Consider the following 23,119-nt stretch of genomic DNA (forward strand, 5'->3'; position numbering starts at 1 on the left):
TCGGGAATAGTTGGCGCCCGCTCTACAGGGGCGGTGGCGTGTTGCCAAGGGCAGCCCCGGCAGGGGGCGTGCCGCGTGGGGACGACAGGGTTTGGCCTTCGGGGAGATCAGGTGAATACAGTGACGATCAGCATCCGGCAGGACGATCCGCAGGCGCCCCATGTTGCGCAGCTGCTGGCCTACCATCTGGCGCAGGTGCGCGCGGTGATGGAAGAATATGCCTTCGCGCTCGACGCCTCGGAACTGTCGGACCCGGACATCACGTTCTGGTCTGCGTGGATCGAGGGGGAACTCGCAGGGATCTGCGCGCTCAAGATGCTCGATCCGACCCATGCCGAGGTCAAGTCGATGCGCGCGGCGCCGTCGGCCACGGGCAAGGGCGTGGGCCGGGCGATGATGGATCACCTGATCGCCGAGGCGCGGCGGCGTGGGGCTGCACGATTGAGCTTGGAGACCGGCGTCGCCCCGATGCATATGCCCGCCGTTGGCCTCTATCGCAGCGCGGGTTTCGTCTCGTGCGGGCCTTTCGCCGACTACGAGGAGAGCGCGCACAACCAGTTCTTCACGATGGACCTGTCCGCATTACAGACGGTGTGACTTTCGTTGCGTTGAAACGGTTGGCCTTGCGCTGAGGCGGTTGGCAGGTGCGACCGCGCGCGTTACGCCTGTGTTCCATGCGACACACACTTTTCCGCGCGGCCCTGCTGGCCGCTGCCGCCGCCGCCCTCCCGGCTCCATCGGTTTCGGCCCGTCCGGTCGAAGGTACGGGCACGGCCTGGACCATCGTTGAGGGCCTGACGACCGAAATCGGCCCGCGTCCGACCGGCTCTGCGGCCGAGGCCAGGGCGCGCGACTGGGGCAAGGCGAAGCTGGAAGCGCTGGGCTTTCGCAATGTGCGGATCGAGCCGTTCCGCACGCTCGCCTGGCAGCGCGGGCCCGAACATGCGCGGCTGACGGCACCCTATGACCAGCCGCTGGCGATCACGGCGCTGGGCTATTCGGTGCCGACGCCGGCCACGGGCCTGAAGGCGCCGCTGGCCTATTTCCCAACGCTGGCCGCGCTCGAAGCCGCACCGGCAGGGTCGCTCAAGGGCAAGGTTGCCTTTATCGATCATGCCATGCTCGCGGCGCAGGATGGCTCGGGATACGGTCCCTACGGGGACGTTCGCCGCAAGGGGCCGGGCATTGCCTCGCAGAAGGGGGCGGCAGGTGTCGTCATCCGCTCGGCCGGAACCGACGAGCATCGCAATCCGCATACCGGCATCACGATCTTCCCGCAGGGCGTCACGCCGATCCCCTCGGGCGCGGTATCGAACCCGGACGCGGATCTGATCGCGCGCATTGCCGGGCGGGGCAAGCCGATGAGCATCGACATGACGCTGCTGGGCAAGCCCTATCCCGATGCGCCTTCGGGCAACGTGATCGCCGACCTGCCGGGGCGTGATCCCTCGCTGCCGATGATCCTGCTCGCCTGTCATCTCGATTCGTGGGATCTGGGCACCGGCGCAATCGACGACGGCGCGGGGTGTGCCATCATCACCGCTGCCGCGCTTGCGGCGCAAAAGGACGGGCAGCCGCTGCGCACGATCCGCGTGCTGTGGTCGGGCAATGAAGAGATGGGGCTGACCGGCGGTGGCGGCGATGCCTACCTCAAGGCCCACGGCGCAGAGCCGCACGCGGTGGCGATGGAGAGCGATTTCGGCGCCGATCACGTCTGGGCGCTCAAGACCACGTTCGCGCCGCAGAACGCCCCGCTGGTGAAGAAGATCGAGGCCGCGCTGTGGCCGATGGGCATCGTGCCCCATCCGGGCCGCGCAGGGGGTGGCGAGGACGTGGGGCCGATCATCGCGGCGAACCGGCTGGCGGTGGTCGATCTGGCGCAGGACGGCACCCGCTATTTCGACATCCACCACACGCCCGACGACACGCTCGACAAGATCGACCCCGCCCAGTTGCAGCAGAACGTCGATGCCTGGGGCACCGTGCTCAAGGTCATCGCGAATGAACCGGGACCGATCGCGACGGTTGCGCCTGCTCCTGAAGGCGGGGACTGACAGCGCCCGGCGGATCGCCGCGATCAGTCGGTAGCCGAGATCCGCTCGGCCATCGCCAGCAGCGCCTGCGCTTCTTCGAGGTGCAGGCGCTCCACCATCTGCCCGTCGATATCGACCGCGCCCTTGCCTGCATTCTCGGGCAGGGCGAAAGCGGCGAGGATGGCCTGTGCTTGCGCGATGCGCTCGGGCGAGGGGCCGAACACGGCATTGGCAGGGGCGATCTGCGCGGGGTGGATCAGGCTCTTGCCGTCGAAGCCGAACATCCGCCCCTGCCGGGCTTCGGCCTCGAAGGCGTCGAGGTCGCGGAAGTCGTTGCAGACCGCATCCAGCACGGCGAGGCCATGCGCGCGGGCAGCCGCGACCGTCAGCGAGAAAAACGGCAGGAACGGCGTGCGGCAGGGCGTGCGCTCGGCGCGCATTTCCTTGGCGAGATCGTTGGTGCCGACCACGAAGGCACCGAGGCGCGACGTGGCGGCGCTGGCCGCGATTTCCCGCAGCGAGAGCATGGCGGTGCAGGTCTCGATCATCGCCCACAGCGCAAGGCCCTGATGCGCGCCGGTGAGGTGCGCGTTGAAGCGGGCGACATCCTCGGCACTGTCCACCTTGGGGGCGAGCACGGCATCGACACCGGTCTGCGAAAGCGCTGCCAGATCGTCCGCGCCCCATGCCGTGTCGAGGGCATTGACCCGCACCACCAGTTCCCGCGTGCCGAAACCGCCTGCGTTGACCGCTTCGACTGCCGCTGCGCGTGCAGCGGCCTTGGCATCGGGCGCCACGGCATCCTCCAGATCGAGGATCACCACGTCGCAGGGCAGGCTGCGGGCCTTCTCGATGGCGCGCGGGTTAGAGGCCGGCATGAACAGGGCGCTGCGACGGGGACGGGGACGGTTCGGGTTAATCATGGCGGGCCTTGTGGAACGAGGCTGGCGGTGCGGTCAACCGCTCTGGCCGACAGGCAGCGCGCGCCGCCAACGCCCCGCTGCTGCAGGGGCTGCGGCAGGGCTTGCTAAGTCCCCCACTCGCGCGTAAGAGCGCGCCTTTCCGGACGACGCGTTTCGCGCGTCCTGTCGCCGTGTGCCTCGGGCACGGAAGGCAGGAGGCGCAGGGGCGCATCGCCGATCGACCGCTGGTTTCAGGAGAAGTCCGTCATGCGTGCCGAAGGGCAGGCCCATATCGACCGCATCGAGAAGGCATTGGCCCTCGTTCGCAAGTTCCTCGACTGGGACCGCGCGCTGCGCCGGTTCGACGAGCTGAACGCGCGCGTCGAGGACCCCACTCTCTGGGACAAGCCCAAGGAGGCCGAGGCGGTCATGAAGGAGCGCCGTCGTCTGGAGGCGTCCATCGGCGCCGTGAAGTCGATCAGCGCCGAAATGAACGACGCGGTCGAGTTCGTCGAACTGGGTGAGATGGAAGGCGACGAGGATACGATCCTCGAAGGCCTTGCGGCGCTCAAGGCACTGGCCGAACGCGCCGATCAGGACAAGGTGACGGCACTGCTTTCGGGCGAGGCCGACGGCAACGATACCTATCTCGAAGTTCACGCAGGCGCCGGCGGCACCGAAAGCCAGGATTGGGCCGAGATGCTCCAGCGCATGTACACGCGCTGGGCCGAGCGTCATGGCTACAAGGTCGAGCTGGTCGATTATCACGCCGGTGAAGCCGCGGGCATCAAGAGCTGCACGCTGTTGATCAAGGGCGAGAACGCCTATGGCTATGCCAAGACCGAGAGCGGCGTTCACCGTCTGGTCCGCATCAGCCCCTATGACAGCTCGGCGCGTCGCCACACCAGCTTCTCGTCGGTCTGGGTCTACCCGGTGATCGACGACAGTTTCGAGATCGAGATCAATCCGGCGGACCTGAAGATCGATACCTACCGCGCTTCGGGTGCGGGCGGTCAGCACGTCAACACCACCGATTCGGCGGTGCGCATCACCCACCAGCCCTCGGGCATCGTGGTGGCCAGCCAGATCGACCGTTCGCAGCACAAGAACCGCGAAATCGCCATGGGCATGCTCAAGGCGCGCATGTTCGAGGCCGAGATGCAGAAGCGTGAAGAGGCCGCCAGTGCCGAGCACGCCAACAAGAGCGATATCGGCTGGGGCCACCAGATCCGCTCCTACGTGCTTCAGCCGTATCAGCAGGTGAAGGACCTGCGTACGGGTGTCGTCTCCACCGCGCCGGGCGATGTGCTCGACGGGGCTCTCGATCCCTTCATGGCGGCGGCGCTCTCGCAGCGCGTGACCGGCGAGAAGGTCGAGGTCGAAGACGTCGACTGATCGCCGGGGCTGAACGCTTGCGCATGTCGCTTTCCCTGAATGCCGTAACGGCTGGCATGCTGGCGCATACGCCGCGTCGCTGCGAAGCCGTGCGCAGGGTTGCAATGGCGCGCGCGTTCGCCATCTCGGGCCTGTGGAACTGAGATCGACCATGGATGCGTCGCCTCTCTGGCGCCAGGCCGCGACGATCGCGCTGGGTCTGTCTGCGGGCGCGGTCCTTGCCGGCTGCCAGCAGCAGAACGAGGAGAAGCGGCGCCCCGCCGATGTGCGCGATTTTCCGGTTGCGGATCGCCCGGTCTCTTCCGTCAGCGACGATTTCTCCAGTGAGGTCAAGCGCGACAGCTTCCATGAAGCGACCACGGTGATGGACCTTGCCAGAATCGAGCCGGGGATGACCGTGGCCGATATCGGTGCGGGTGCCGGGTATTACACCGTGCGCCTTTCGCCGCGCGTCGGGCGCAAGGGGCGGGTCTTGGCCGAGGACATCGAGCCGGACGTGATCCGCGATCTGGGCCTGCGCATCGAGCGCGAGCGGCTGGAGAATGTCTCGATCCGCCTCGGCGCGCCCGAGGATCCGAAGCTGCCCGATAACAGCTTCGACCGCATTTTTCTTGTCCACATGTATCACGAAGTGACCGAGCCTTATGCCTTTGCATGGCATCTGCGCCCGGCGCTGCGCCCCGGCGGGCGCGTGATCGTGGTCGAAACCGACCGTGCCACCGACCGGCACGGTATTCCACCGGCCCTGCTTTTCTGCGAAATGGGCTCGGTGGGCTTTCGTTTGACCGAATTTGTCCGTAAGCCGGAACTGCAGGGTTACTATGCGCAGTTCGAGGTCGCAGGACCGCGGCCGGAACCGTCGCAGATCAAGCCATGCCGATTGTCTGGCACGGCGCAGGCGGTAACGAGCTGAGCGCACAGCCAGGGAAGACAGAGATTACTATGGGTTTCAAGGGTCTCAAGCCGATCGTCTATGGTGGACGCGAGGTCTGGCCGCTCGTCGAGGGCGGTAAGGGCGTTGCCGCGACCAACCACATGAGCTCGGGCGCATGGGCCGCAGCCGGTGGCATCGGCACTGTCAGTGCGGTCAACGCCGACAGCTATGATGCCGAAGGCAAGATCGTCCCGCAGGTCTACAAGGAACTGACCCGCAAGGCGCGCCATGAAGAGCTGATTCGCTACGGCATCGACGGTGCGGTCGAGCAGGTCCGCCGGGCCTACGAGATCTCCAACGGTCAGGGCGCGATCAACATCAACGTCCTGTGGGAAATGGGCGGCGCGCAGCCGATCCTCGAAGGCGTGCTGGAGCAGACGCAGGGCATGGTCACGGGTGTGACCTGCGGTGCGGGCATGCCCTATCGCCTGTCCGAGATCGCGGCGCGCTTCAACGTGCATTACCTGCCGATCGTCAGCTCGGCCCGCGCTTTCCGCGCGCTGTGGAAGCGCGCCTACAGCAAGGTGCCGCACCTGCTGGGCGCGGTGGTCTACGAAGACCCGTGGCTGGCCGGTGGCCATAACGGCCTGTCGAACGCCGAAGATCCGCTCAAGCCCGAGAATCCCTATCCGCGCGTCAAGGCGCTGCGCGATACGATGCGGGCCGAGGGTATCTCGGACGACGTGCCGATCGTGATGGCGGGCGGCGTGTGGTTCCTGCGAGACTGGGACGACTGGATCGAGAACCCCGAGCTTGGCTCGATCGCCTTCCAGTACGGCACGCGCCCGCTGCTGACGCACGAGAGCCCGATCCCGCAGCCGTGGAAGGATCACCTGCGCACGCTGGAGCCGGGCGATGTCCTGCTCCACCGCTTCTCGCCGACCGGGTTCTATTCCTCGGCGGTGCGCAACCCGTTCCTGCGCAGCCTCGAAGCGCGCTCGGACCGGCAGATTCCCTATTCCAAGGTCGAGGCGGGCGATCATACCGTGCGCCTGGACGTGGGTGTGAAGGGCAAGAACTTCTGGGTGACGCCGGGCGACCTTGATCGTGCGCGTTCGTGGTCCGCTCAAGGCTTCACCGATGGTCTGCGCACGCCCGACGACACGATCATCTTCGTCGGCCCCGAAGAGCGCAACATGATCCGTCAGGATCAGGCCGACTGCATGGGCTGTCTGTCGCACTGCGGGTTCTCGTCGTGGAAGGACCATGACGACTACACCACAGGCCGCCTCGCCGATCCGCGCAGCTTCTGCATCCAGAAGACGCTTCAGGACATCGCCCACGGCGGCCCGATCGACGACAACCTGATGTTCGCAGGGCACGCGGCCTACATGTTCAAGAAGGACCCGTTCTATTCCAACGGCTTCACGCCGACGGTCAAGGAACTGGTCGATCGCATCCTGACCGGCGACTGAGCGCGCTGCCTTCAGAGCGGAACACAAGAAAGAGGCGGTCCGGTATCGGGCCGCCTCTTTTCGTTTGGGGCTCTTTTCGTTTCGGGGATGAGCGCTGTCAGCGCCGGGTGTGAACGGAAGGGTCCAGCCCCTGCAATTCGGCGTCTTCGCTCACGCGCATGGGGAAGATGACGGAGATCATCACCGCGAGGATCACGCTCATCACCAGCGACCAGACGGTGATGACAAGGATGCCGATCCCTTGCGCGGCGAGTTGCGCGACAAGGCTCATCCCGGCGCGATAGCCGGTGCCGCCAAGCGTCGGGTTCAGAAACGGCGCGAGCAGCAGAGCACCCGCCGCCCCGGCCACGGCATTGCCCGCAAAGACGCCGAGCCGGTCGTCGATCGGTGAGCGGGCGAGGGCGCGGTCGGCAAAGCGGGCGAGCACCGTCGCGATCACGCCGATGGCGATGGCGCCGCCGGGTGACACGTATCCGGCCGGTGCCGAAAGCGCGGCGGAGGCGGCGATCACTGCGCGGGCAAGGTCCTGCGCCGTCAAGGGCTCGCGTCGGAGGCAACCGATCAGCAGCCACGCCAGTGTTCCTGCGGCAACGCCCGCGTAGGCGGCGATTATGGCGGAGGAGCTATCGTCGTTGGCGCCCAGTGCCCATCCTGCGCTGATGCCGAGGAGGCCGAGCGAGGCCAGCATCGCGCCCAGCGGGGCCAGCAGGGCATATGGCGAAGGCGCAGACGGATGCGCGTGGTCGCGACCGCGCCCCAGCATGGCCGCGCAGACGAGGGCCGATACGCCTGCACTGGTCCGCAAGGTCAGTCCGCCAGCCCAGTCGAGCGTGCCGACCGAGGTGAAAAGCCATCCTCCGCCCCACAGCCAGTGCGCCGCTGGAGCGAGCACGGCGAGGCTCCAGAGCGTGCAGAAGGTGAAGGCCCAGCCGAGCCGCGCGCGACCTGCCCATGCTCCCGTCAGCAGCGCGGGGGCGCCAACGGCAATGGCGATCTGGAACAGCGCGAAGGCGCTTTCCGGAACGGTGGTGCCGCTGCGCACATTGCCGAGGTGCAGCAGCATCCAGGCATTGCCCGAGCCGATCCAGCCCGATGTTACCTGGCCGAAGGCTAGGGTATATCCGGCGATCACCCATGCCAGGCTCGCCGCCAGAGCGACCAGCAGCGGCTGGAGCGTGGCCGACAGGATGTTTGCCGCCCTGACCTGTCCGGCATAGGCGAGCGCGATGCCGGGGACGACGAGCAGTGCCAGTAGTGCGCAGACGATGACCAGTGCGCTATCGCCGCTGTCGGTGACAACGGCGGTGCCAGCGGAAAATGCCGCCTGCGCGCTCGCGGGGCGGGCAGTGCGACGGTCAGGGCGGAGAAAAGCAATGTCGAATGAAACCCGCCGTATCTGAATGATCGAACCATTGCCTTGCCGCCCCGTCGTTACGTGTTCTGCACCCGCTGTCGGTTATGCGCGATATTGCGGTGCCGGTGAAACGGATAGCCGCAAACAGGTGAGGAAAGCGTGAAATACCTTTCATCCGGACGGGAACGGTGGTCTTGCTACCCGCTCGGGGCGGAGATTAAGAGGCGGCGATGATTCGATCCATCTTCTCCAAGACGATTCTCGTCGGGCTTGCACTCGTTGCCGCCGCCGGGACCGGCGCTGCGCATGCCGCCGATGACGGCAAGGTGCCCTACTGGGCGACCATCTCGGCAGACAAGGCCTTCCTGCGGGTGGGGCCGGGCAACACGTTCCGGATCAGCTGGGTCTATCGCCGCGTCGGCCTGCCGGTGAAGGTGATCCGCCGTGAAGGTCCCTGGCGTCTGATCGAGGACCCTTCGGGCACGCAAGGGTGGATGCGCGACCTGCTGCTTTCGCGCAAGCGCGGGGCGATCGTCATCGGTGACGGGCTGGCGGAGATGCGGACCGGTGAAGGCGGCGCAGGCGGGCTCGCCTGGAAGGTCGAGCCGGGCGTCACCGGAATGCTCGGTGACTGCAAGCAGGGCTGGTGTTCGTTTGATGCAGGCGGCCACAAGGGTTTCGCGCCCGAAGATCGCCTGTGGGGAACTGTCGCCCCCTGATGGGGCTTGCAGCGCTGGCCACATGAAAAAGCCCCGCAAAGTTTGCGGGCTTTTCCTTTTGTTGGGGCGTGAACCTCAGGCCAGTTCGAGGGCGACGGCTGTGGCCTCGCCACCCCCGATGCACAGGCTGGCGATGCCGCGCTTGAGGCCCTTTTCCTTGAGCGCGCCGATCAGCGTGACGAGGATGCGCGATCCCGAAGCGCCGATCGGATGGCCCAGCGCCGTGGCGCCGCCGTGGATGTTCACCTTGTCGCGCGGGATACCGAGATCCTGCATGGCGAACATCGCGACGCAGGCGAAAGCCTCGTTGACCTCGAACAGGTCGACATCGCCGACGTCCCAGCCGACCTTCTTGAGCAGCTTGGTGATCGCGCCGACCGGTGCTGTCGTGAACTTCTGCGGCTCGTGCGAGTGGGCTTCCACACCGATCACGGTGGCGACGGGCGTGTAGCCCTTGTCCGAGGCCACGCTGGCGCGGGTCAGGACGAGCGCGGCGGCGCCGTCCGAGATCGAGCTGGAGGTGGCTGCCGTGATCGTGCCGTCCTTGGCGAAGGCGGGGCGAAGGGTCGGGATCTTGTCCGGATTGCCCTTGCCGGGCTGCTCGTCGGTGTCGACCACGACTTCGCCCTTGCGGGTCTTCACCGTGACAGGGACGATTTCGGCAGCGAAGGCGCCCGAGGCGATGGCATCCTGCGCGCGTTTGAGCGATTCGATCGAATAGCCGTCCTGATCCTCGCGGGTCAGCTGGTACTCGTCGGCGGTGGCCTGTGCGAACGCGCCCATCGAGGCGCTTTCGTAGGCGTCTTCAAGGCCATCGAGGAACATGTGGTCATAGAGCGTGTCATGCCCCATGCGCGCGCCCGAGCGGTGCTTCTTGGTGAGGTACGGCGCGTTGGTCATCGATTCCATGCCGCCCGCGACGATCAGGTCCGCCGACCCGCAGGCCAGGGCCTCGGATGCCATGATGACGGTCTGCATGCCCGAGCCGCAGACCTTGTTGACAGTGGTGGCCTGGACCGACTTGGGCAGGCCCGCCTTGATTACGGCCTGACGGGCAGGAGCCTGTCCCAGCCCTGCGGAGAGCACGCAGCCCATATAGGCGCGGTCGATATCCTCGGCAGAGACGCCGGAGCGCTCGACGGCGGCCTTGATCGCGGTGGCGCCCAGTTCGGTGGTGGTGACTTCGGATAGGCTGCCCTGAAGCCCTCCCATTGGCGTGCGGGCGTAAGAGAGAATGACAATCGGATCGTTCACGGAGATTTGCGGCATTTGCTGCCTTTCGCTCGGGGTGGAAACGGGATTTTCTCTTCGCGAAGAGATAGGCAGCGACCGATTCAAAAGCAATGTGCGAGGATTGCCGTCATAAAGAAGGCGCGGGGGTGGGCGATCTTCGGTCTTCCGCGAGAGAGTCGTGGTTCAACGAATGTACTGATTGGTTACTTCGTGATTTAAAATTTTTCGAAATTTATCTTCTCGCCCCATTTGCGCATGGCGCGTGCAGTTTCATGCAACCCCTAGGACACTTTGTCACACCTAACCCCGCAGTCTAGGCCGATTGTGGGTGAGATCGGGGGCTGTCTCAATGCAGGTACAATTGGCTAGAGTCCCTCAAATCCCGGCGCAAATTCGCACTTGCCGGGCTTGCGGACAGGGGTAGGCTGGCCTAAGGACGCGGCCAACGGCAGGGCTTTCCATGACAATTGAGTCCGAACAACGCCGCAGCGGTATGAGGCCAGAAAACCTTGACTGATCTGACACAATATCTCCCGATCCTGATCTTTATGGTCATCGCCGTCGGGCTCTCCTCGATCATCGTTTTTCTTCCGATGGCCGTGTCCCGACTGACGGGTACAAGTAAGCCGAATGCCGAAAAGCTGAGCGAGTACGAGTGCGGTTTTCCCGCGTTCGAGGACCCGCGCAGCCAGTTCGATGTGCGCTTCTATCTGGTCGCCATCCTGTTCATCATTTTCGATATCGAGGCTGCCTTCCTGTTTCCCTGGGCCGTGTCGCTCAAGTTCACGGGCTGGGCCGGCTGGATCACCATGATGGTGTTTCTGGGTGAATTGGCGATCGGTCTCGTCTATGCACTCAAGAAGGGGGCTCTGGACTGGGAATGAGCACGCTCGTTAACTCTGCGGGACAGCCGCTTCCCGTGAACGCCGCCGGTGGAGCCGTTGTCGCTCCCGATCAGGCGTTCTTCAAGGATCTCAATCAGGAAGTGTCCGACAAGGGCTTCCTGATCACGACGACCGAGGAACTGTTCCAGTGGGCCCGTACCGGTTCGCTGTGGTGGATGAGCTTCGGTCTGGCCTGTTGTGCGGTGGAGATGATCCACGCCAGCATGCCGCGTTACGACATGGAGCGCTTCGGTGCCGCGCCGCGTGCGTCTCCGCGACAGTCGGACGTGATGATCGTGGCGGGCACGCTGTGCAACAAGATGGCGCCTGCGCTGCGCAAGGTCTACGACCAGATGTCGGAGCCCAAGTACGTCATCTCGATGGGCTCGTGCGCGAACGGCGGTGGGTACTACCACTATAGCTATTCGGTCGTGCGCGGCTGTGATCGCATCGTTCCGGTCGATATCTACGTGCCGGGCTGCCCGCCGACCGCCGAAGCGCTGCTCTATGGTGTGATGCAGTTGCAGCGCAAGATCCGCCGCGTCGGCACGCTCGAAAGGTAATCGCCAGGATGCCCGTTCTGCATTCCGCCCCCAAGTTCGCCTCGAACGAGGGTGTGCTCGACACGCTTTCCGCCGCGCTCGGGACCATGCTCGTTTCCGCGACGGAGGAGCATGGCGAAATCCTGCTCACCGTTGCTCGCGACGAGATCGAGAGCGCCTTGCGCCTGCTGCGCGATGGCTACGAATACCAGCAGTTGATGGAAATGGCCGGTGCCGACTACCCGTCGCGCCCCGAGCGTTTCGAAGTCGTCTACATGCTGCTTTCGCTGACGAAGAACCATCGCATCATGGTCAAGGTCTCCGCGTCCGAGAGGACGCAGGTGCCGACGGTCACGACGCTGTGGCCGAACGCCGGCTGGCTCGAACGCGAAATCTTCGATCTGTATGGCGTGATCTTCGCCGGAAATCAGGACCTGCGCCGTATCCTCACCGATTACGGCTTCGAAGGGCATCCGTTCCGCAAGGACTTCCCGCTGACCGGCTATGTCGAGCTGCGCTATTCCGACGAGGAACAGCGCGTGGTCTACGAACCGGTCCAGCTGCCGCAGGATCTTCGCCAGTTCGACTTCATGAGCCCCTGGGAAGGCGCTGACTATATCCTGCCGGGCGACGAGAAGGCGGCACAGCAGCCCGCTCCTCCGCCGGTTGCCGAGCCCAAGACGACCGAGAAGAAGGGCGAGAGCGGCGCGGGCGAACCCGCTGACTCCAAGGCCGCCGCGCCTTCCAAGAAGGAGGATGACAAGTGAGCATGCAGCTCGAACAGTCGCCGACCACCGGCGATGAGGTCATCACCAACTACACGATCAACTTCGGGCCGCAGCACCCTGCGGCGCACGGCGTGCTGCGCATGGTCATGGAGCTTGACGGCGAGATCGTCGAGCGTATCGACCCGCACGTCGGCCTGCTGCATCGCGGCACCGAAAAGCTGATCGAGCACAAGACCTACACGCAGGCGCTGCCGTATTTCGATCGTCTGGACTATTCCTCGCCGCTGGCCATGGAATATTCCTACGTTCTGGCGGTCGAGAAGCTGCTGAACGTCGAAGTGCCGCTGCGCGCGCAGTACCTGCGCGTGATGTTCGCGGAACTGACCCGCATTTCCAACCACATGATGAACATCGGATCGCATGTGATGGACGTCGGCGCGATGACGCCGATGCTCTGGTACTTCGAAATCCGCGAGGATCTGCTCAACTTCTTCGAGCGCGCTTCGGGCGCCCGCATGCACTCGGCCTGGTTCCGTCCCGGCGGCGTGCATCAGGACGTGCCGCTCAAGCTGCTGGTCGATATCGGCGAGTGGCTGGATACGCGCTTTCCCAAGCTGTTCGAGGAAGGCTGCAAGCTGTGGATGGACAACCGCATCTTCAAGCAGCGCAATGCCGACATCGGCAAGATCTCGCGTGAGGATGCGATTGCCTGGGGCTTCTCGGGGCCGATGATCCGCGCGACCGGGCTTGCCTGGGATATCCGCAAGAGCCAGCCTTACGACGTCTATGACCGGATGGACTTCGAGATTCCGGTGGGCAGCCATTCGGACTGCTACGATCGCATCATGGTGCGCGTCGAGGAAGTCCGCCAGTCCGCGCGCATCGTGCGCCAGTGCCTGAACGAGCTGCCCGAAGGCCCGACGATGACCACCGATCGCAAGGTCGGACCGCCCAAGCGCGGCGAGATGAAGAGCTCGATGGAATCGCTGATCCATCACTTCAAGCTCTACACCGAAGGCTATCACGTGCCTGCGGGTGAAGTGTACGTCGCCACAGAAAGTCCCAAGGGTGAGTTCGGCGTCTATCTGGTCTCGGACGGCACCAACAAGCCGTACCGCTGCAAGATCCGCCCGACCGCGTTTTCACACCTTCAAGCCATGGATTTCCTGAGCAGGGGCCACATGCTGCCCGACGCGACCGCGATCCTGGGCGCAATGGACATCGTGTTCGGCGAGTGCGACCGATGAGCAATCTCGACACCGCAAAGGCGATGATCGCGGCCTACAATGCGCAGGACGTCGATACTTACGTTTCGTACATGACCGATGCGGCCTGCGAGGCGAACTATCGCGGCGACGTGGTTCGCGAAGGCAAGGAAGGCACGCGTTCGGGCCTTGCTGCAGCTTTCGCGCGCTGGCCGCAGAACCGCGCCGAGATCGTCGAGGCGCAGGCCATCGGGGCTTACGTCCTGATGCGCGAGCATGTGACGCGCGGCCCCGCCACTGACGGTTCGGCACTGGTCGAACCGTTCGACGTTGTGGCCGTCTACAGCTTCGAGGGCGACAAGTGCTCGCGCGTGGAGTTCATCCGATGAAGATGAACACTCTCGATCTCGCCCGCGTCTGGGCGGCGATCACCGGGCTGCTGCTCGCCGTTACGTATTTCGGGATGCTCTACGTCCGGGCAAATCCCTCGCCGGTGCTGGCCATGCTGGTCACGGCCATCGGTGGTTTTGAATTGTTTCTGTTCGGCCAGGACGAATGGCTGAAGCGCAGGGGTAAGCATGGCTGACCGCTACATCGAACCCGAAACGCCCGAACTGCGGGCGCGCTGGGGTAATTTTGCCTGGACTGCCGAGAATGCCGAGAAGGCGAAGCAGATCGTTGCGCGCTATCCCGAGGGGCGTCAGCGCTCGGCGGTGATGCCGCTGCTCGATCTTGCCCAGCGTCAGGTCGGCGCGGAAGAGAACACGCAGGGCTGGCTGCCGATCCCGGTGATGGAATATATCGCCGGTTATCTGGGTATGCCGATCATTCGCGTGGTCGAGGTCGCCTCGTTCTACACGATGTATAACATCGCGCCGATCGGCCGTTTCCACGTGCAGGTCTGCGGCACCACGCCGTGCATGCTGCGCGGCTCGGACGATCTGATCTCGGCCTGCAAGAAGCGCGGCATGAAGGCCGGGCACATCACCGAGGACGGCTTGTGGTCGTTCACCGAGGTCGAGTGCATGGGCAACTGCGCCTCTGCGCCGATGGTGCAGATCAACGACGACAACTACGAGGACCTGACGGTCGAGCGTCTCGATGCCGTGCTGGACGCGCTGGCGCGTGGCGAGAGCCCGAAGGCCGGAACGCAGGAGCCGGGCCGTCACACTGTCGAGCCTTCGGGCGGTCCGACCACGCTCGTCGCCATGACCTCGGGCAACCATGACTACCGGAGTGAGTGGTAATGGCTCTCCTCGATAAGGACCGCATCTTCACGAACCTCTACGGCTTCCAGCCGTGGAACCTGAAGGAAGCGCAGGCGCGCGGCGCGTGGGACGGCACCAAGGACATCATCGCGCGCGGACGCGATGCCATCATCGACGAGATGAAGGCATCGGGCCTGCGCGGTCGTGGCGGTGCGGGCTTCCCCACCGGCATGAAGTGGTCGTTCATGCCCAAGCAGGCGCCGGTCGATCAGAACGGCAATCCCAAGCCCAGCTTCCTCGTGATCAACGCGGACGAATCCGAGCCCGGCTCGTGCAAGGATCGCGAGATACTGCGCCACGACCCGCACCTTCTGCTCGAAGGCGCGCTGGTCGCGGGCTTCGCGATGGGCGCGCGGGCGGCCTACATCTACATTCGCGGCGAATATATCCGTGAGGCGGAAACGCTGTTCGCGGCGCGCGACGAAGCCTATGCGGCGGGTCTGCTGGGCAAGAACGCCTGCGGGTCGGGCTACGACTTCGACGTCTTCGTCCATCGCGGTGCGGGCGCCTATATCTGCGGCGAAGAGACCGCGATGCTCGAAAGCCTCGAAGGCAAGAAGGGCCAGCCGCGCCTCAAGCCGCCGTTCCCGGCAGGTGCAGGCCTCTATGGCTGCCCGACGACGGTGAACAACGTGGAATCGATCGCGGTTTCGCCGACGATCCTGCGTCGCGGCGCTGCGTGGTTCTCCAGCTTCGGGCGGGAGAACAACAAGGGCACCAAGCTCTTCCAGATCAGCGGGCACGTGAACCTTCCCTGCGTGGTCGAGGAAGAGATGTCGATCCCGTTCAGCGAACTGATCGAAAAGCACTGCGGCGGCATTCGTGGCGGCAAGGACAACCTCCTAGCGGTGATCCCCGGCGGTTCGTCGGTGCCGCTGGTGCCTGCCGAGCAGATCTGGGACGCGCCGATGGATTACGACGGCCTCAAGGCTGTCGGCTCAGGCCTCGGCACCGCAGCGGTCATTGTCATGGACAAGTCCACCGATATCGTCCGCGCGATCAGCCGTATTTCGGCGTTCTACAAGCACGAGAGCTGCGGCCAGTGCACGCCGTGCCGCGAAGGCACGGGCTGGATGTGGCGCATGATGGAGCGCCTGCGCACCGGTGACGCGGCTGTCGAGGAGATCGACATGCTGCAGCAGGTGACCAAGCAGGTCGAAGGCCACACCATCTGCGCGCTGGGCGATGCGGCGGCATGGCCGATCCAGGGCCTGATCCGTCACTTCCGTCCCGAGCTTGAGCGTCGCATCGGTGAACGTCACGGCCTGCCGGAGGCGGCGGAATGAAGACGCTGCGCGCAACAGGAGGACTTTTCGGAGCCCTTGCGCTGGCAATCGTCGGCGCGGGAGCATCTGCGCCTGCGTTGGCCGATCCGGGCGCGGAGAACACCCTCGCACTGGAAGCGCTGCACAATTACGCGCTGTGCGCGGTGCAGCGCACGCCCGATGGTGCGGTCAAGCTTCTGGCCATGGACCACACCTCTTCGGAGTATAACGCGGAACTCAGGCGCTTTGCCAAGGGCCACAGTTACTGCACGCGTACGGGAACGGAGCTGAAGTTCACCGGACTGCCGTTCGCCGGCGATCTTGCCGAGGCCGTTCTGGCGACCCGGTACGAAGGGCGTTCGCTTGCGAATGCCGCGGCCGCGCTGGATGCCGAACGCAGGAAGGCGGCAGGACAGGACGCGGACGGCAAGCCCGTCGATGCCCCGACCTTCCGCGCCTTTGCCGCTTCGCACGCGGATACCGTCTCGGAGGCTGTCGGCCTTTGCGTGGTGTTGCAAAAGCCCGATGCAGTCGCAGCGTTGCTCAAGACTTCGCCCAATTCGCCTGAGGAACTGGCAGCGCTCCAGCCTACCGGCGCCGACCTTCCCGGCTGTGTGCCCGAAGGCGTGACCATGAAGCTCAACCGTCCGGCGGTCCGCGCGATGTACGCGCTTGGTGCCTACCGCCTGCTGGCCGGTCCCCAAGTCCACCCGGAAGGCTGAAACGATGCCAAAAGTCAAAGTTGACGGCGTAGAGCTCGAAGTTCCGGCAGGCGCCACCGTGCTGCAGGCCTGCGAGCTTGCCGGCAAGGAAATCCCGCGTTTCTGCTATCATGAGCGGCTGTCCATCGCGGGCAACTGCCGCATGTGCCTTGTCGAGGTGAAGCCCGGACCGCCTAAGCCGCAGGCTTCCTGCGCGCTTCCCGCCGCCGAAGGCCAGGAGATCCGCACGGACTCCGAAATGGTCAAGAAGGCGCGCGAAGGGGTGATGGAGTTCCTCCTCATCAATCACCCGCTCGATTGCCCGATCTGCGATCAGGGCGGCGAGTGCGATCTTCAGGACCAGTCGATGGCCTATGGTCGCGGCGCTTCGCGGTATCACGAGCACAAGCGCGCCGTGACCGAGAAGTACATGGGGCCGCTGATCCGCACGCAGATGACCCGCTGCATCCACTGCACCCGTTGCGTCCGCTTCTCGGAGCAGATCGCGGGCGTCAGCGAGATCGGCGCGCTCTATCGCGGCGAGAACATGCAGATCACGACTTATCTCGAACAGGCTGCGAAGCACGAGATGTCGGCCAATGTGATCGATCTGTGCCCGGTCGGCGCGCTTACCTCGCGTCCTTACGCGTTCGAAGCACGCCCGTGGGAACTGAAGAAGACGCTCGGCATCGACGTGTCCGACGCGTGCGGCGCGAACATTCGCATCGACGCGCGCGGCCGCGAAGTCCTGCGCATCCTTCCGCGCATCAACGATGACGTGAACGAGGAATGGATCAGCGACAAGGCGCGGTATCAGGTCGATGGCCTGATGAAGCGCCGCCTCGACAGGCCCTATCTGCGCCGTGACGGCAAGCTCGTTCCGGCAACTTGGAGCGAGGCGTTCTCCGCCATCGCCACGCTGAATCCGGGGGCGTCGATCGCGGCTGTCGCAGGCGACATGGTCGATTGCGAAACGATGTTCGCCGCCAAGGCACTCGTCGGCGCGCTGGGCTCGGACCTGCTCGAAGGCCGCCAGACCGGCATGGACTACGATACGTCCAGCCTCGCGTCGGTGAACTTCAACACGACGTTTTCGGGAATCGAAACCGCCGATGCGATCCTGATCGTCGGCTCGATGGTCCGTTGGGAAGCGCCGCTGGTCAACGTTCGCCTGCGCAAGGCCGTGCGTCGCGGCGCCAAGGTGTTCCTGATCGGCCCCGAGTGGGAAACCACGTTCGGCGGCGAGTTCCTCGGCGAAGACCTGTCGGTACTCGGCAACCTGCCGCAGCATGTTGCCGAGGCGCTGTCGAACGCATCGCGTCCGGCCATGATCCTGGGCGGTGCGGCACTGGGCAGGGGCGGCCTTGAAGCCGGACTTGCTGCAGCCGCGCAGTTCAACCTCGTGCGCACGCTGGAGGATGGTTCGAGCTGGAACGGTTTCAACGTCCTGCACATGGCGGCAGCCCGCATGGGCGGCCTGATGCTCGGTTTCGCGCAGAAGGGCGGCATCGCCGATCTCGTGGCGGCAAAGCCCAAGGTCCTGATCTCGCTCGGCGCCGACGAAGTGGACTATGCCAGGTTCGCGGATTCGATGATCGTCTACATCGGCCACCACGGTGACAAGGCTGCCCACGCGGCTGACGTCATCCTGCCGGGCGCGGCCTTCACCGAGAAGGCCGGCACTTACGTCAACACCGAAGGCCGCGTGCAGCTTTCCGACAAGGCGGTGTTCGCACCGGGCGATGCGCGCGAGGACTGGACGATCCTTCGTGCGATGGCCGATGCCTTTGGCGTGAATGTCGGGTTCGACAGCTTCGATGAACTGCGAAATGCAATGATTTCAGCGGTTCCTGCACTTGGCGTCGAAGATCTGGTGGATTACGGCACGGCTCTCAACGCCGGGGGCGGTTCCGCATCCGGTGCGATTGCCTATCCGATCAAGGACTTCTACATGACCAACCCCATCGCCCGCGCCAGCGCGACGATGCAGCAATGCTCGGCGGAGCTGTTGCATGGCGAAGAGATCGCGGAGGCCGCGGAATGACCGCTTTCTTCCAATCTTTGGGAATGAGCCACGATTGGGCCTGGTTCATTTCCACGATCTGCGGGATTTTGCTGATCGCGCTGCCGCTGCTGCTGGCCGTCGCCATGATCATCTATCTTGATCGCAAGATCTGGGCGGCCATGGCGCTGCGTCGCGGCCCCAACGTGGTCGGCCCGTTCGGTCTGCTGCAGTCCTTCGCGGATGGTCTGAAGGTGTTCCTTCAGGAAACCATCGTTCCTTCGGCGTCGAACAAGGGGCTGTTCTTGATCGCGCCGATCGTGACGTTCACGGTCGCGCTGATGGCTTGGGCGGTGATCCCGTTCAATTCGGGCGCGGTGCTGGCGAACATCAACGTCGGCCTGCTCTATGTCCTCGCGATCAGTTCGCTGGGCGTTTACGGCACGATCATGGCGGGCTGGGCTTCGAACTCGAAGTACCCGTTCTTCTCGGCCATGCGCGGCTCGGCGCAGATGATCAGCTATGAAGTCTCGATCGGCTTCATTCTGGTCTGCGTCGTGCTGTGGGCCGGCACCTTCAACCTCAACGGTATCGTCGAGGCGCAGAAGGGCCACGGCTTCGGCATCGTCAACGCCTTCGCCTGCAACGTTTTCCTGTTCCCGATGTGGGTGATGTTCCTGATCTCGGGTCTCGCCGAAACGCAGCGCGCGCCGTTCGATCTGGCCGAAGCGGAATCGGAACTCGTCGCAGGGTATCAGACCGAATACTCGTCGATGGCCTTTGCGGCCTACTGGCTTGGCGAATATGCCAACGTCATCCTGATGTGCGCGCTCAACGCGACGCTGTTCTGGGGGGGCTGGCTGCCGCCGCTGGACTGGGCGCCGCTGTACCTGATCCCGGGCTTCATCTGGTTCCTCGTCAAGGTCCTGTTCGGCTTCTTCGTGTTCAGCTGGATCAAGGCGACGGTTCCCCGTTACCGCTATGATCAGCTGATGCGCCTGGGCTGGAAGGTCTTCCTCCCGATCTCGCTGCTGTTCGTCGTACTCGTCAGCGGCTACCTCATGGCTACCGGACACTTCGCATGACCGTCGGACACTTCATCAAGAGCTTCACGCTCTGGGAGTTCGTGAAGGCCCATGGGCTTACCTTGAAGTATTTCTTCAAGCCCAAGGCCACCGTGAACTACCCGTTCGAGAAGAACCCGCTTTCGCCGCGTTTTCGCGGGGAGCACGCGCTTCGTCGCTATCCCAATGGCGAAGAACGCTGCATCGCGTGCAAGCTGTGCGAGGCGATCTGCCCGGCGCAGGCGATCACGATCGAGGCCGCGCCGCGTGTCGACGGTTCGCGACGCACCACGCGTTACGACATCGACATGACGAAGTGCATCTACTGCGGCTTCTGTCAGGAAGCCTGTCCGGTGGACGCGATCGTCGAGGGACCGAACTTCGAGTTCGCGACCGAAACGCGCGAGGAACTTCTCTACGACAAGGCCAAGCTGCTGGCCAACGGCGACAAGTGGGAGCGGGCGATTGCCGCGAACCTTGAAGCCGACGCGCCGTATCGCTGAGGGGAGGGCATCATGATCCACGTAATCGCCTTCTATCTCTTCGCGGTGATGACGATCGCGTCTGCCGCCAGCACCGTGCTGTCGCGCAACCCGGTCCATTCGGTGCTCTGGCTGATCCTGGCGTTCTTCAACGCTGCCGGCCTGATGGTGCTGACCGGCGCCGAGTTCATCGCGATGCTGCTGGTCATCGTCTACGTCGGCGCGGTTGCCGTGCTGTTCCTGTTCGTCGTGATGATGCTCAACATCGATTTCGCCGAACTGCGCGGCGGTCTCGTCAAGTACTTCCCGTTCGGGGCGCTTGTCGCGGTGATCCTGCTGGCGGAAATGGTGTTCGGCATCGGCGCCTACCATTCGGGCGCGATCCACCTGGGCACGCCCAACGGCACCGCCGCGATCCCGACGGGTGTGACGAACACCACCGCGATCGGCTCGCTGCTTTATGGCCGCTACCTGTTCCTTTTCGAGGCCGCAGGCGTGATCCTGCTGGTCGCGATGATCGGTGCGATCGTGCTGACCCATCGCCAGCGCGGTGATACGCGCGGCCAGAAGATCAGCCGACAGGTCAAGCGCCGTCCGGGCGATGCTACCGTCAACGTCAAGCCGGAAGTCGGCAAGGGGGTCCAGCTGTGATCGGCATCGAACATTATCTGGTCGTGAGCTCGATCCTGTTCGTGCTCGGCGTCCTGGGGATTTTCCTCAACCGCAAGAACATCATCATCATCCTGATGGCGATCGAACTGATCCTGCTTGCGGTCAATCTCAACCTCGTCGCCTTCAGCTCCTTCCTGGGAGACCTGACCGGGCAGATCTTCGCCATGTTCGTCCTGACCGTGGCGGCGGGCGAGGCAGCAGTGGGGCTTGCAATCCTCGTGATCTACTTCCGTGGCCGCGGCACCATCGCCGTCGACGACGTCAACCGGATGAAGGGATAAGGCCTTGCACCCGATCCTGTTCATTGTCTTCCTGCCTATTCTGGCAGCGATCGTTGCCGGGCTGTGCAACAAGTCGTTCGGGCTGGTGGCGCCCAAGGTCATCACGACCGGCGCACTGCTCGTCGCCTGCGTGCTGTCCTGGCCGATCTTCATCGGCTTCCTGAACGGCACGTCCGAAGCGACTGTCGTTCCGGTGTTGAAGTGGGTCCATTCCGGTGGTCTCGTGTTCGACTGGAACCTGCGCGTCGACACGCTGACCGCGGTCATGCTGGTCGTCGTGACGTCTGTCTCGATGCTCGTGCACCTCTATTCGTGGGGCTACATGAGCGACGAGCCGGATCAGCCGCGCTTCTTCGCCTATCTGTCGCTATTCACCTTCGCCATGCTCATGCTGGTGACGGCGAACAACCTGGTGCAGATGTTCTTCGGCTGGGAAGGTGTGGGCCTTGCCTCGTACCTGCTGATCGGCTTCTGGTTCAGCAAGCCGTCTGCAAACGCTGCCGCGATCAAGGCCTTCGTGGTCAATCGCGTGGGTGACCTTGGCTTCATGCTCGGCATCTTCGGCGTGTTCTGGGTGTTCGGCACGGTCTCGATCCCCGAGATCCTGCAGGCCGCACCCGGCATGGCCGGTTCGCAGATCAGCTTCCTGGGCAGTCATTTCGACACCATGACGGTGCTGTGCATCCTGCTGTTCATCGGCGCGATGGGCAAATCGGCGCAGCTTGGCCTGCACACGTGGCTGCCTGATGCGATGGAAGGCCCGACCCCGGTGTCGGCGCTGATCCACGCGGCGACGATGGTCACGGCGGGCGTCTTCATGGTCTGCCGTCTGTCGCCGCTGTTCGAGACGAGCCCTGCGGCGATGACCTTCATCACCTTCATCGGCGCGGCGACCTGTATCTTCGCGGCGACTGTCGGCTGCACGCAGTGGGACATCAAGCGCGTCATCGCCTATTCGACCTGTTCGCAGCTGGGCTACATGTTCTTTGCCGCAGGCGTGGGGGCGTTCGGCTCGGCCATGTTCCACCTCTTCACGCACGCTTTCTTCAAGGCGCTGCTGTTCCTCTGCGCCGGTTCGGTGATCCACGCGATGCACCACGAACAGGACATGCGGTACTACGGCAACCTGTGGAAGAAGGTGCCGATCACTTTCGTCGCCATGACGCTGGGTACACTGGCGATCACCGGATTCGGTCTGTTCGGTTGGGGCTTTGCGGGCTACTTCTCGAAGGATTCGATTATCGAGGCGGCCTATGCTTCGGGCACCAACATGGGCCTGTTCGCCTACTGGATGGGCGTGCTCGCCGCGCTGCTGACGAGCTTCTACTCGTGGCGCCTGGTGTTCCTGACCTTCTTCGGCAAGCCGCGCTGGGCGCAGTCCGAGCATATCCAGCACGCGCTGCATGATGCGCACGGCCATGGGCATGCGGATCATGGGCACGGTCATGGCGGTCATGATCATGGCGCGCACGACGACGGTACGGGCGGCTATCATCCGCACGAGAGCCCCTGGGTCATGTGGCTGCCGCTGGTTCTGCTGTCGGTCGGCGCGGTCGCCGCAGGCGCGGTGTTCGAGGATGCCTTCGTCAGCCCCGGTTCGGGTGAGTTCTGGAAGGGCGCGCTGGTCTACAACGAGCACCTGCTCCACGCGATGCACGGCATCACCGGACTGGTGAAGTACATGCCCTTCATTGTGATGGTGATCGGTTTCGTGATCGCTTGGTACGGCTATATCCGGAACACCCGCTTCCCGGCGGCTGTCGCCAAGCAGCTCGGCCCGATCTACACCTTCATCTATCGCAAGTGGATGTTCGACGATCTGTACGACTTCCTGTTCGTGCGCCCGTCGATGTGGCTCGGCCGTGAGTTCTGGGACGTTCTGGACATCAACGTGATCGACAGGTTCGGTCCCGATGGTGTGGCCTGGCTCGTCGCCAAGAGCTCTACTTACGCGCAGAAGGTCCAGACGGGCTATCTGTACAGTTATGCACTTGTCATGCTGCTGGGGCTTGTCGCCGCCATCAGCTGGGCGATCGCGGA

At 64.3% G+C, this 23,119-nt stretch carries 23 protein-coding genes and 1 pseudogene; 21 read left to right on the forward strand and 3 right to left on the reverse strand.

The features are described 5' to 3' along the window. Positions 1–120 precede the first annotated feature (120 nt). Together CI805_RS09050 and CI805_RS09055 are read left to right on the forward strand one after the other, a co-directional pair. Positions 121–597, forward strand: a complete 477-nt coding sequence (locus CI805_RS09050; RefSeq protein ID WP_260922252.1) for a GNAT family N-acetyltransferase — start codon at positions 121–123, stop codon at positions 595–597. 77 nt (positions 598–674) lie between these two features. Beyond that, on the forward strand, positions 675–2,054 hold the full coding sequence (locus CI805_RS09055) for a M28 family peptidase (RefSeq protein WP_260922255.1): 1,380 nt from the start codon (positions 675–677) through the stop codon (positions 2,052–2,054). Between the two features lie 23 nt (positions 2,055–2,077). Here CI805_RS09055 and CI805_RS09060 read toward each other — a convergent pair whose 3' ends face one another. Continuing rightward, the gene (locus CI805_RS09060) at positions 2,078–2,956 is read right to left on the reverse strand and encodes an HpcH/HpaI aldolase/citrate lyase family protein (RefSeq protein WP_260922257.1); all 879 of its coding nucleotides are present in this window, start codon (positions 2,954–2,956) and stop codon (positions 2,078–2,080) included. A gap of 246 nt (positions 2,957–3,202) precedes the next feature. On the opposite strand from CI805_RS09060, the gene prfB reads away from it, so the two are divergent. The 3 genes from prfB (at position 3,203) to CI805_RS09075 (ending at position 6,679) form a co-directional block, all read left to right on the forward strand. After that, a complete protein-coding gene (prfB, locus tag CI805_RS09065; RefSeq protein WP_260922258.1) occupies positions 3,203–4,330 on the forward strand; it encodes a peptide chain release factor 2 in 1,128 nt (375 codons plus the stop codon). Between the two features lie 151 nt (positions 4,331–4,481). Continuing rightward, a complete protein-coding gene (locus CI805_RS09070) occupies positions 4,482–5,243 on the forward strand; it encodes a class I SAM-dependent methyltransferase (protein WP_260922260.1) in 762 nt (253 codons plus the stop codon). Between the two features lie 29 nt (positions 5,244–5,272). Beyond that, positions 5,273–6,679, forward strand: coding sequence for an NAD(P)H-dependent flavin oxidoreductase (locus CI805_RS09075; RefSeq protein ID WP_260922269.1), 1,407 nt, complete (start codon positions 5,273–5,275; stop codon positions 6,677–6,679). Between the two features lie 97 nt (positions 6,680–6,776). Here the strand turns inward: CI805_RS09075 and CI805_RS09080 are convergent, their stop codons facing one another. Beyond that, positions 6,777–8,084: an ammonium transporter gene (locus tag CI805_RS09080; RefSeq protein ID WP_313958548.1), complete on the reverse strand. Its 1,308-nt coding sequence runs from the start codon at positions 8,082–8,084 to the stop codon at positions 6,777–6,779. Between the two features lie 179 nt (positions 8,085–8,263). On the opposite strand from CI805_RS09080, the gene CI805_RS09085 reads away from it, so the two are divergent. Beyond that, positions 8,264–8,752 carry an SH3 domain-containing protein gene (locus CI805_RS09085; RefSeq protein ID WP_260922277.1) on the forward strand — a complete coding sequence of 163 codons (489 nt, stop codon included), beginning with the start codon at positions 8,264–8,266 and terminating at the stop codon, positions 8,750–8,752. 75 nt (positions 8,753–8,827) lie between these two features. On the opposite strand, the gene CI805_RS09090 is transcribed toward CI805_RS09085, so the two are convergent. Further along, complete coding sequence (locus CI805_RS09090) at positions 8,828–10,021, reverse strand: acetyl-CoA C-acyltransferase (RefSeq protein ID WP_260922280.1); 1,194 nt, start codon at positions 10,019–10,021, stop codon at positions 8,828–8,830. A 473-nt stretch (positions 10,022–10,494) separates the two neighbouring features. Here CI805_RS09090 and ndhC point away from each other — a divergent pair, with 473 nt between their 5' ends. The 15 genes and pseudogenes from ndhC to nuoL all read left to right on the forward strand — a co-directional run. Then, positions 10,495–10,869 (forward strand): NADH-quinone oxidoreductase subunit A, encoded by a 375-nt coding sequence (gene ndhC / locus CI805_RS09095; protein ID WP_260922281.1) that lies wholly within the window; start codon positions 10,495–10,497, stop codon positions 10,867–10,869. Beyond that, a complete protein-coding gene (locus CI805_RS09100) occupies positions 10,866–11,432 on the forward strand; it encodes a NuoB/complex I 20 kDa subunit family protein (protein ID WP_260922282.1) in 567 nt (188 codons plus the stop codon). Before ndhC ends, CI805_RS09100 begins: the two co-directional genes overlap by 4 nt. 8 nt (positions 11,433–11,440) lie before the next feature. Further along, positions 11,441–12,178, forward strand: a complete 738-nt coding sequence (locus tag CI805_RS09105; RefSeq protein ID WP_260922284.1) for an NADH-quinone oxidoreductase subunit C — start codon at positions 11,441–11,443, stop codon at positions 12,176–12,178. A gap of 2 nt (positions 12,179–12,180) precedes the next feature. Next, positions 12,181–13,386: an NADH-quinone oxidoreductase subunit D gene (locus tag CI805_RS09110; protein WP_260927916.1), complete on the forward strand. Its 1,206-nt coding sequence runs from the start codon at positions 12,181–12,183 to the stop codon at positions 13,384–13,386. Continuing rightward, a complete protein-coding gene (locus CI805_RS09115) occupies positions 13,383–13,733 on the forward strand; it encodes a nuclear transport factor 2 family protein (protein WP_260922285.1) in 351 nt (116 codons plus the stop codon). The genes CI805_RS09110 and CI805_RS09115 overlap by 4 nt, the downstream gene beginning before the upstream one ends. Beyond that, entirely contained in the window at positions 13,730–13,930 is a 201-nt protein-coding gene (locus tag CI805_RS09120; RefSeq protein ID WP_260922286.1) for a hypothetical protein, read from the forward strand. The genes CI805_RS09115 and CI805_RS09120 overlap by 4 nt, the downstream gene beginning before the upstream one ends. Further along, positions 13,923–14,591, forward strand: a complete 669-nt coding sequence (locus CI805_RS09125) for a complex I 24 kDa subunit family protein (protein WP_260922287.1) — start codon at positions 13,923–13,925, stop codon at positions 14,589–14,591. Before CI805_RS09120 ends, CI805_RS09125 begins: the two co-directional genes overlap by 8 nt. Further along, positions 14,591–15,898, forward strand: coding sequence for an NADH-quinone oxidoreductase subunit NuoF (gene nuoF / locus CI805_RS09130; protein ID WP_260922291.1), 1,308 nt, complete (start codon positions 14,591–14,593; stop codon positions 15,896–15,898). Before CI805_RS09125 ends, nuoF begins: the two co-directional genes overlap by 1 nt. Beyond that, positions 15,895–16,599, forward strand: coding sequence for a hypothetical protein (locus CI805_RS09135; protein ID WP_260922293.1), 705 nt, complete (start codon positions 15,895–15,897; stop codon positions 16,597–16,599). Before nuoF ends, CI805_RS09135 begins: the two co-directional genes overlap by 4 nt. Before the next feature lie 4 nt (positions 16,600–16,603). Then, positions 16,604–18,622 (forward strand): NADH-quinone oxidoreductase subunit NuoG, encoded by a 2,019-nt coding sequence (gene nuoG, locus CI805_RS09140; RefSeq protein ID WP_260922295.1) that lies wholly within the window; start codon positions 16,604–16,606, stop codon positions 18,620–18,622. Beyond that, a complete protein-coding gene (gene nuoH / locus CI805_RS09145) occupies positions 18,619–19,665 on the forward strand; it encodes an NADH-quinone oxidoreductase subunit NuoH (protein ID WP_260922298.1) in 1,047 nt (348 codons plus the stop codon). The genes nuoG and nuoH overlap by 4 nt, the downstream gene beginning before the upstream one ends. Continuing rightward, complete coding sequence (gene nuoI / locus CI805_RS09150; protein ID WP_260922305.1) at positions 19,662–20,147, forward strand: NADH-quinone oxidoreductase subunit NuoI; 486 nt, start codon at positions 19,662–19,664, stop codon at positions 20,145–20,147. Before nuoH ends, nuoI begins: the two co-directional genes overlap by 4 nt. Positions 20,148–20,159: 12 nt before the next feature. Further along, the gene (locus CI805_RS09155; RefSeq protein ID WP_260922313.1) at positions 20,160–20,777 is read left to right on the forward strand and encodes an NADH-quinone oxidoreductase subunit J; all 618 of its coding nucleotides are present in this window, start codon (positions 20,160–20,162) and stop codon (positions 20,775–20,777) included. Next, on the forward strand, positions 20,774–21,079 hold the full coding sequence (nuoK, locus tag CI805_RS09160; RefSeq protein WP_260922322.1) for an NADH-quinone oxidoreductase subunit NuoK: 306 nt from the start codon (positions 20,774–20,776) through the stop codon (positions 21,077–21,079). The genes CI805_RS09155 and nuoK overlap by 4 nt, the downstream gene beginning before the upstream one ends. A 4-nt stretch (positions 21,080–21,083) precedes the next feature. Continuing rightward, a pseudogene (nuoL, locus tag CI805_RS09165) lies at positions 21,084–23,117 on the forward strand (NADH-quinone oxidoreductase subunit L); the annotation flags it as partial. Between the last annotated feature and the right edge of the window lie 2 nt (positions 23,118–23,119).

The sequence above is a fragment of the Novosphingobium sp. 9 genome (genome assembly GCF_025340265.1).
In the GTDB taxonomy this organism is placed as follows: domain Bacteria; phylum Pseudomonadota; class Alphaproteobacteria; order Sphingomonadales; family Sphingomonadaceae; genus Novosphingobium.

Bases quoted from the DNA above. Each gene is read 5' to 3' on its own strand.
- CI805_RS09105 (WP_260922284.1), top strand. From the start codon at position 11,441: ATGCCCGTTCTGCATTCCGCCCCCAAGTTCGCCTCGAACGAGGGTGTG.
- CI805_RS09120 (WP_260922286.1), top strand. From the start codon at position 13,730: ATGAAGATGAACACTCTCGATCTCGCCCGCGTCTGGGCGGCGATCACC.
- CI805_RS09125 (WP_260922287.1), top strand. From the start codon at position 13,923: ATGGCTGACCGCTACATCGAACCCGAAACGCCCGAACTGCGGGCGCGC.
- nuoF (WP_260922291.1), top strand. From the start codon at position 14,591: ATGGCTCTCCTCGATAAGGACCGCATCTTCACGAACCTCTACGGCTTC.
- CI805_RS09100 (WP_260922282.1), top strand. From the start codon at position 10,866: ATGAGCACGCTCGTTAACTCTGCGGGACAGCCGCTTCCCGTGAACGCC.
- prfB (WP_260922258.1), top strand. From the start codon at position 3,203: ATGCGTGCCGAAGGGCAGGCCCATATCGACCGCATCGAGAAGGCATTG.
- CI805_RS09110 (WP_260927916.1), top strand. From the start codon at position 12,181: ATGCAGCTCGAACAGTCGCCGACCACCGGCGATGAGGTCATCACCAAC.
- nuoG (WP_260922295.1), top strand. From the start codon at position 16,604: ATGCCAAAAGTCAAAGTTGACGGCGTAGAGCTCGAAGTTCCGGCAGGC.
- CI805_RS09055 (WP_260922255.1), top strand. From the start codon at position 675: ATGCGACACACACTTTTCCGCGCGGCCCTGCTGGCCGCTGCCGCCGCC.
- CI805_RS09090 (WP_260922280.1), bottom strand. From the start codon at position 10,021: ATGCCGCAAATCTCCGTGAACGATCCGATTGTCATTCTCTCTTACGCC.
- CI805_RS09135 (WP_260922293.1), top strand. From the start codon at position 15,895: ATGAAGACGCTGCGCGCAACAGGAGGACTTTTCGGAGCCCTTGCGCTG.
- nuoH (WP_260922298.1), top strand. From the start codon at position 18,619: ATGACCGCTTTCTTCCAATCTTTGGGAATGAGCCACGATTGGGCCTGG.
- CI805_RS09060 (WP_260922257.1), bottom strand. From the start codon at position 2,956: ATGATTAACCCGAACCGTCCCCGTCCCCGTCGCAGCGCCCTGTTCATG.
- CI805_RS09070 (WP_260922260.1), top strand. From the start codon at position 4,482: ATGGATGCGTCGCCTCTCTGGCGCCAGGCCGCGACGATCGCGCTGGGT.
- CI805_RS09155 (WP_260922313.1), top strand. From the start codon at position 20,160: ATGATCCACGTAATCGCCTTCTATCTCTTCGCGGTGATGACGATCGCG.
- CI805_RS09115 (WP_260922285.1), top strand. From the start codon at position 13,383: ATGAGCAATCTCGACACCGCAAAGGCGATGATCGCGGCCTACAATGCG.
- CI805_RS09075 (WP_260922269.1), top strand. From the start codon at position 5,273: ATGGGTTTCAAGGGTCTCAAGCCGATCGTCTATGGTGGACGCGAGGTC.
- nuoI (WP_260922305.1), top strand. From the start codon at position 19,662: ATGACCGTCGGACACTTCATCAAGAGCTTCACGCTCTGGGAGTTCGTG.
- CI805_RS09085 (WP_260922277.1), top strand. From the start codon at position 8,264: ATGATTCGATCCATCTTCTCCAAGACGATTCTCGTCGGGCTTGCACTC.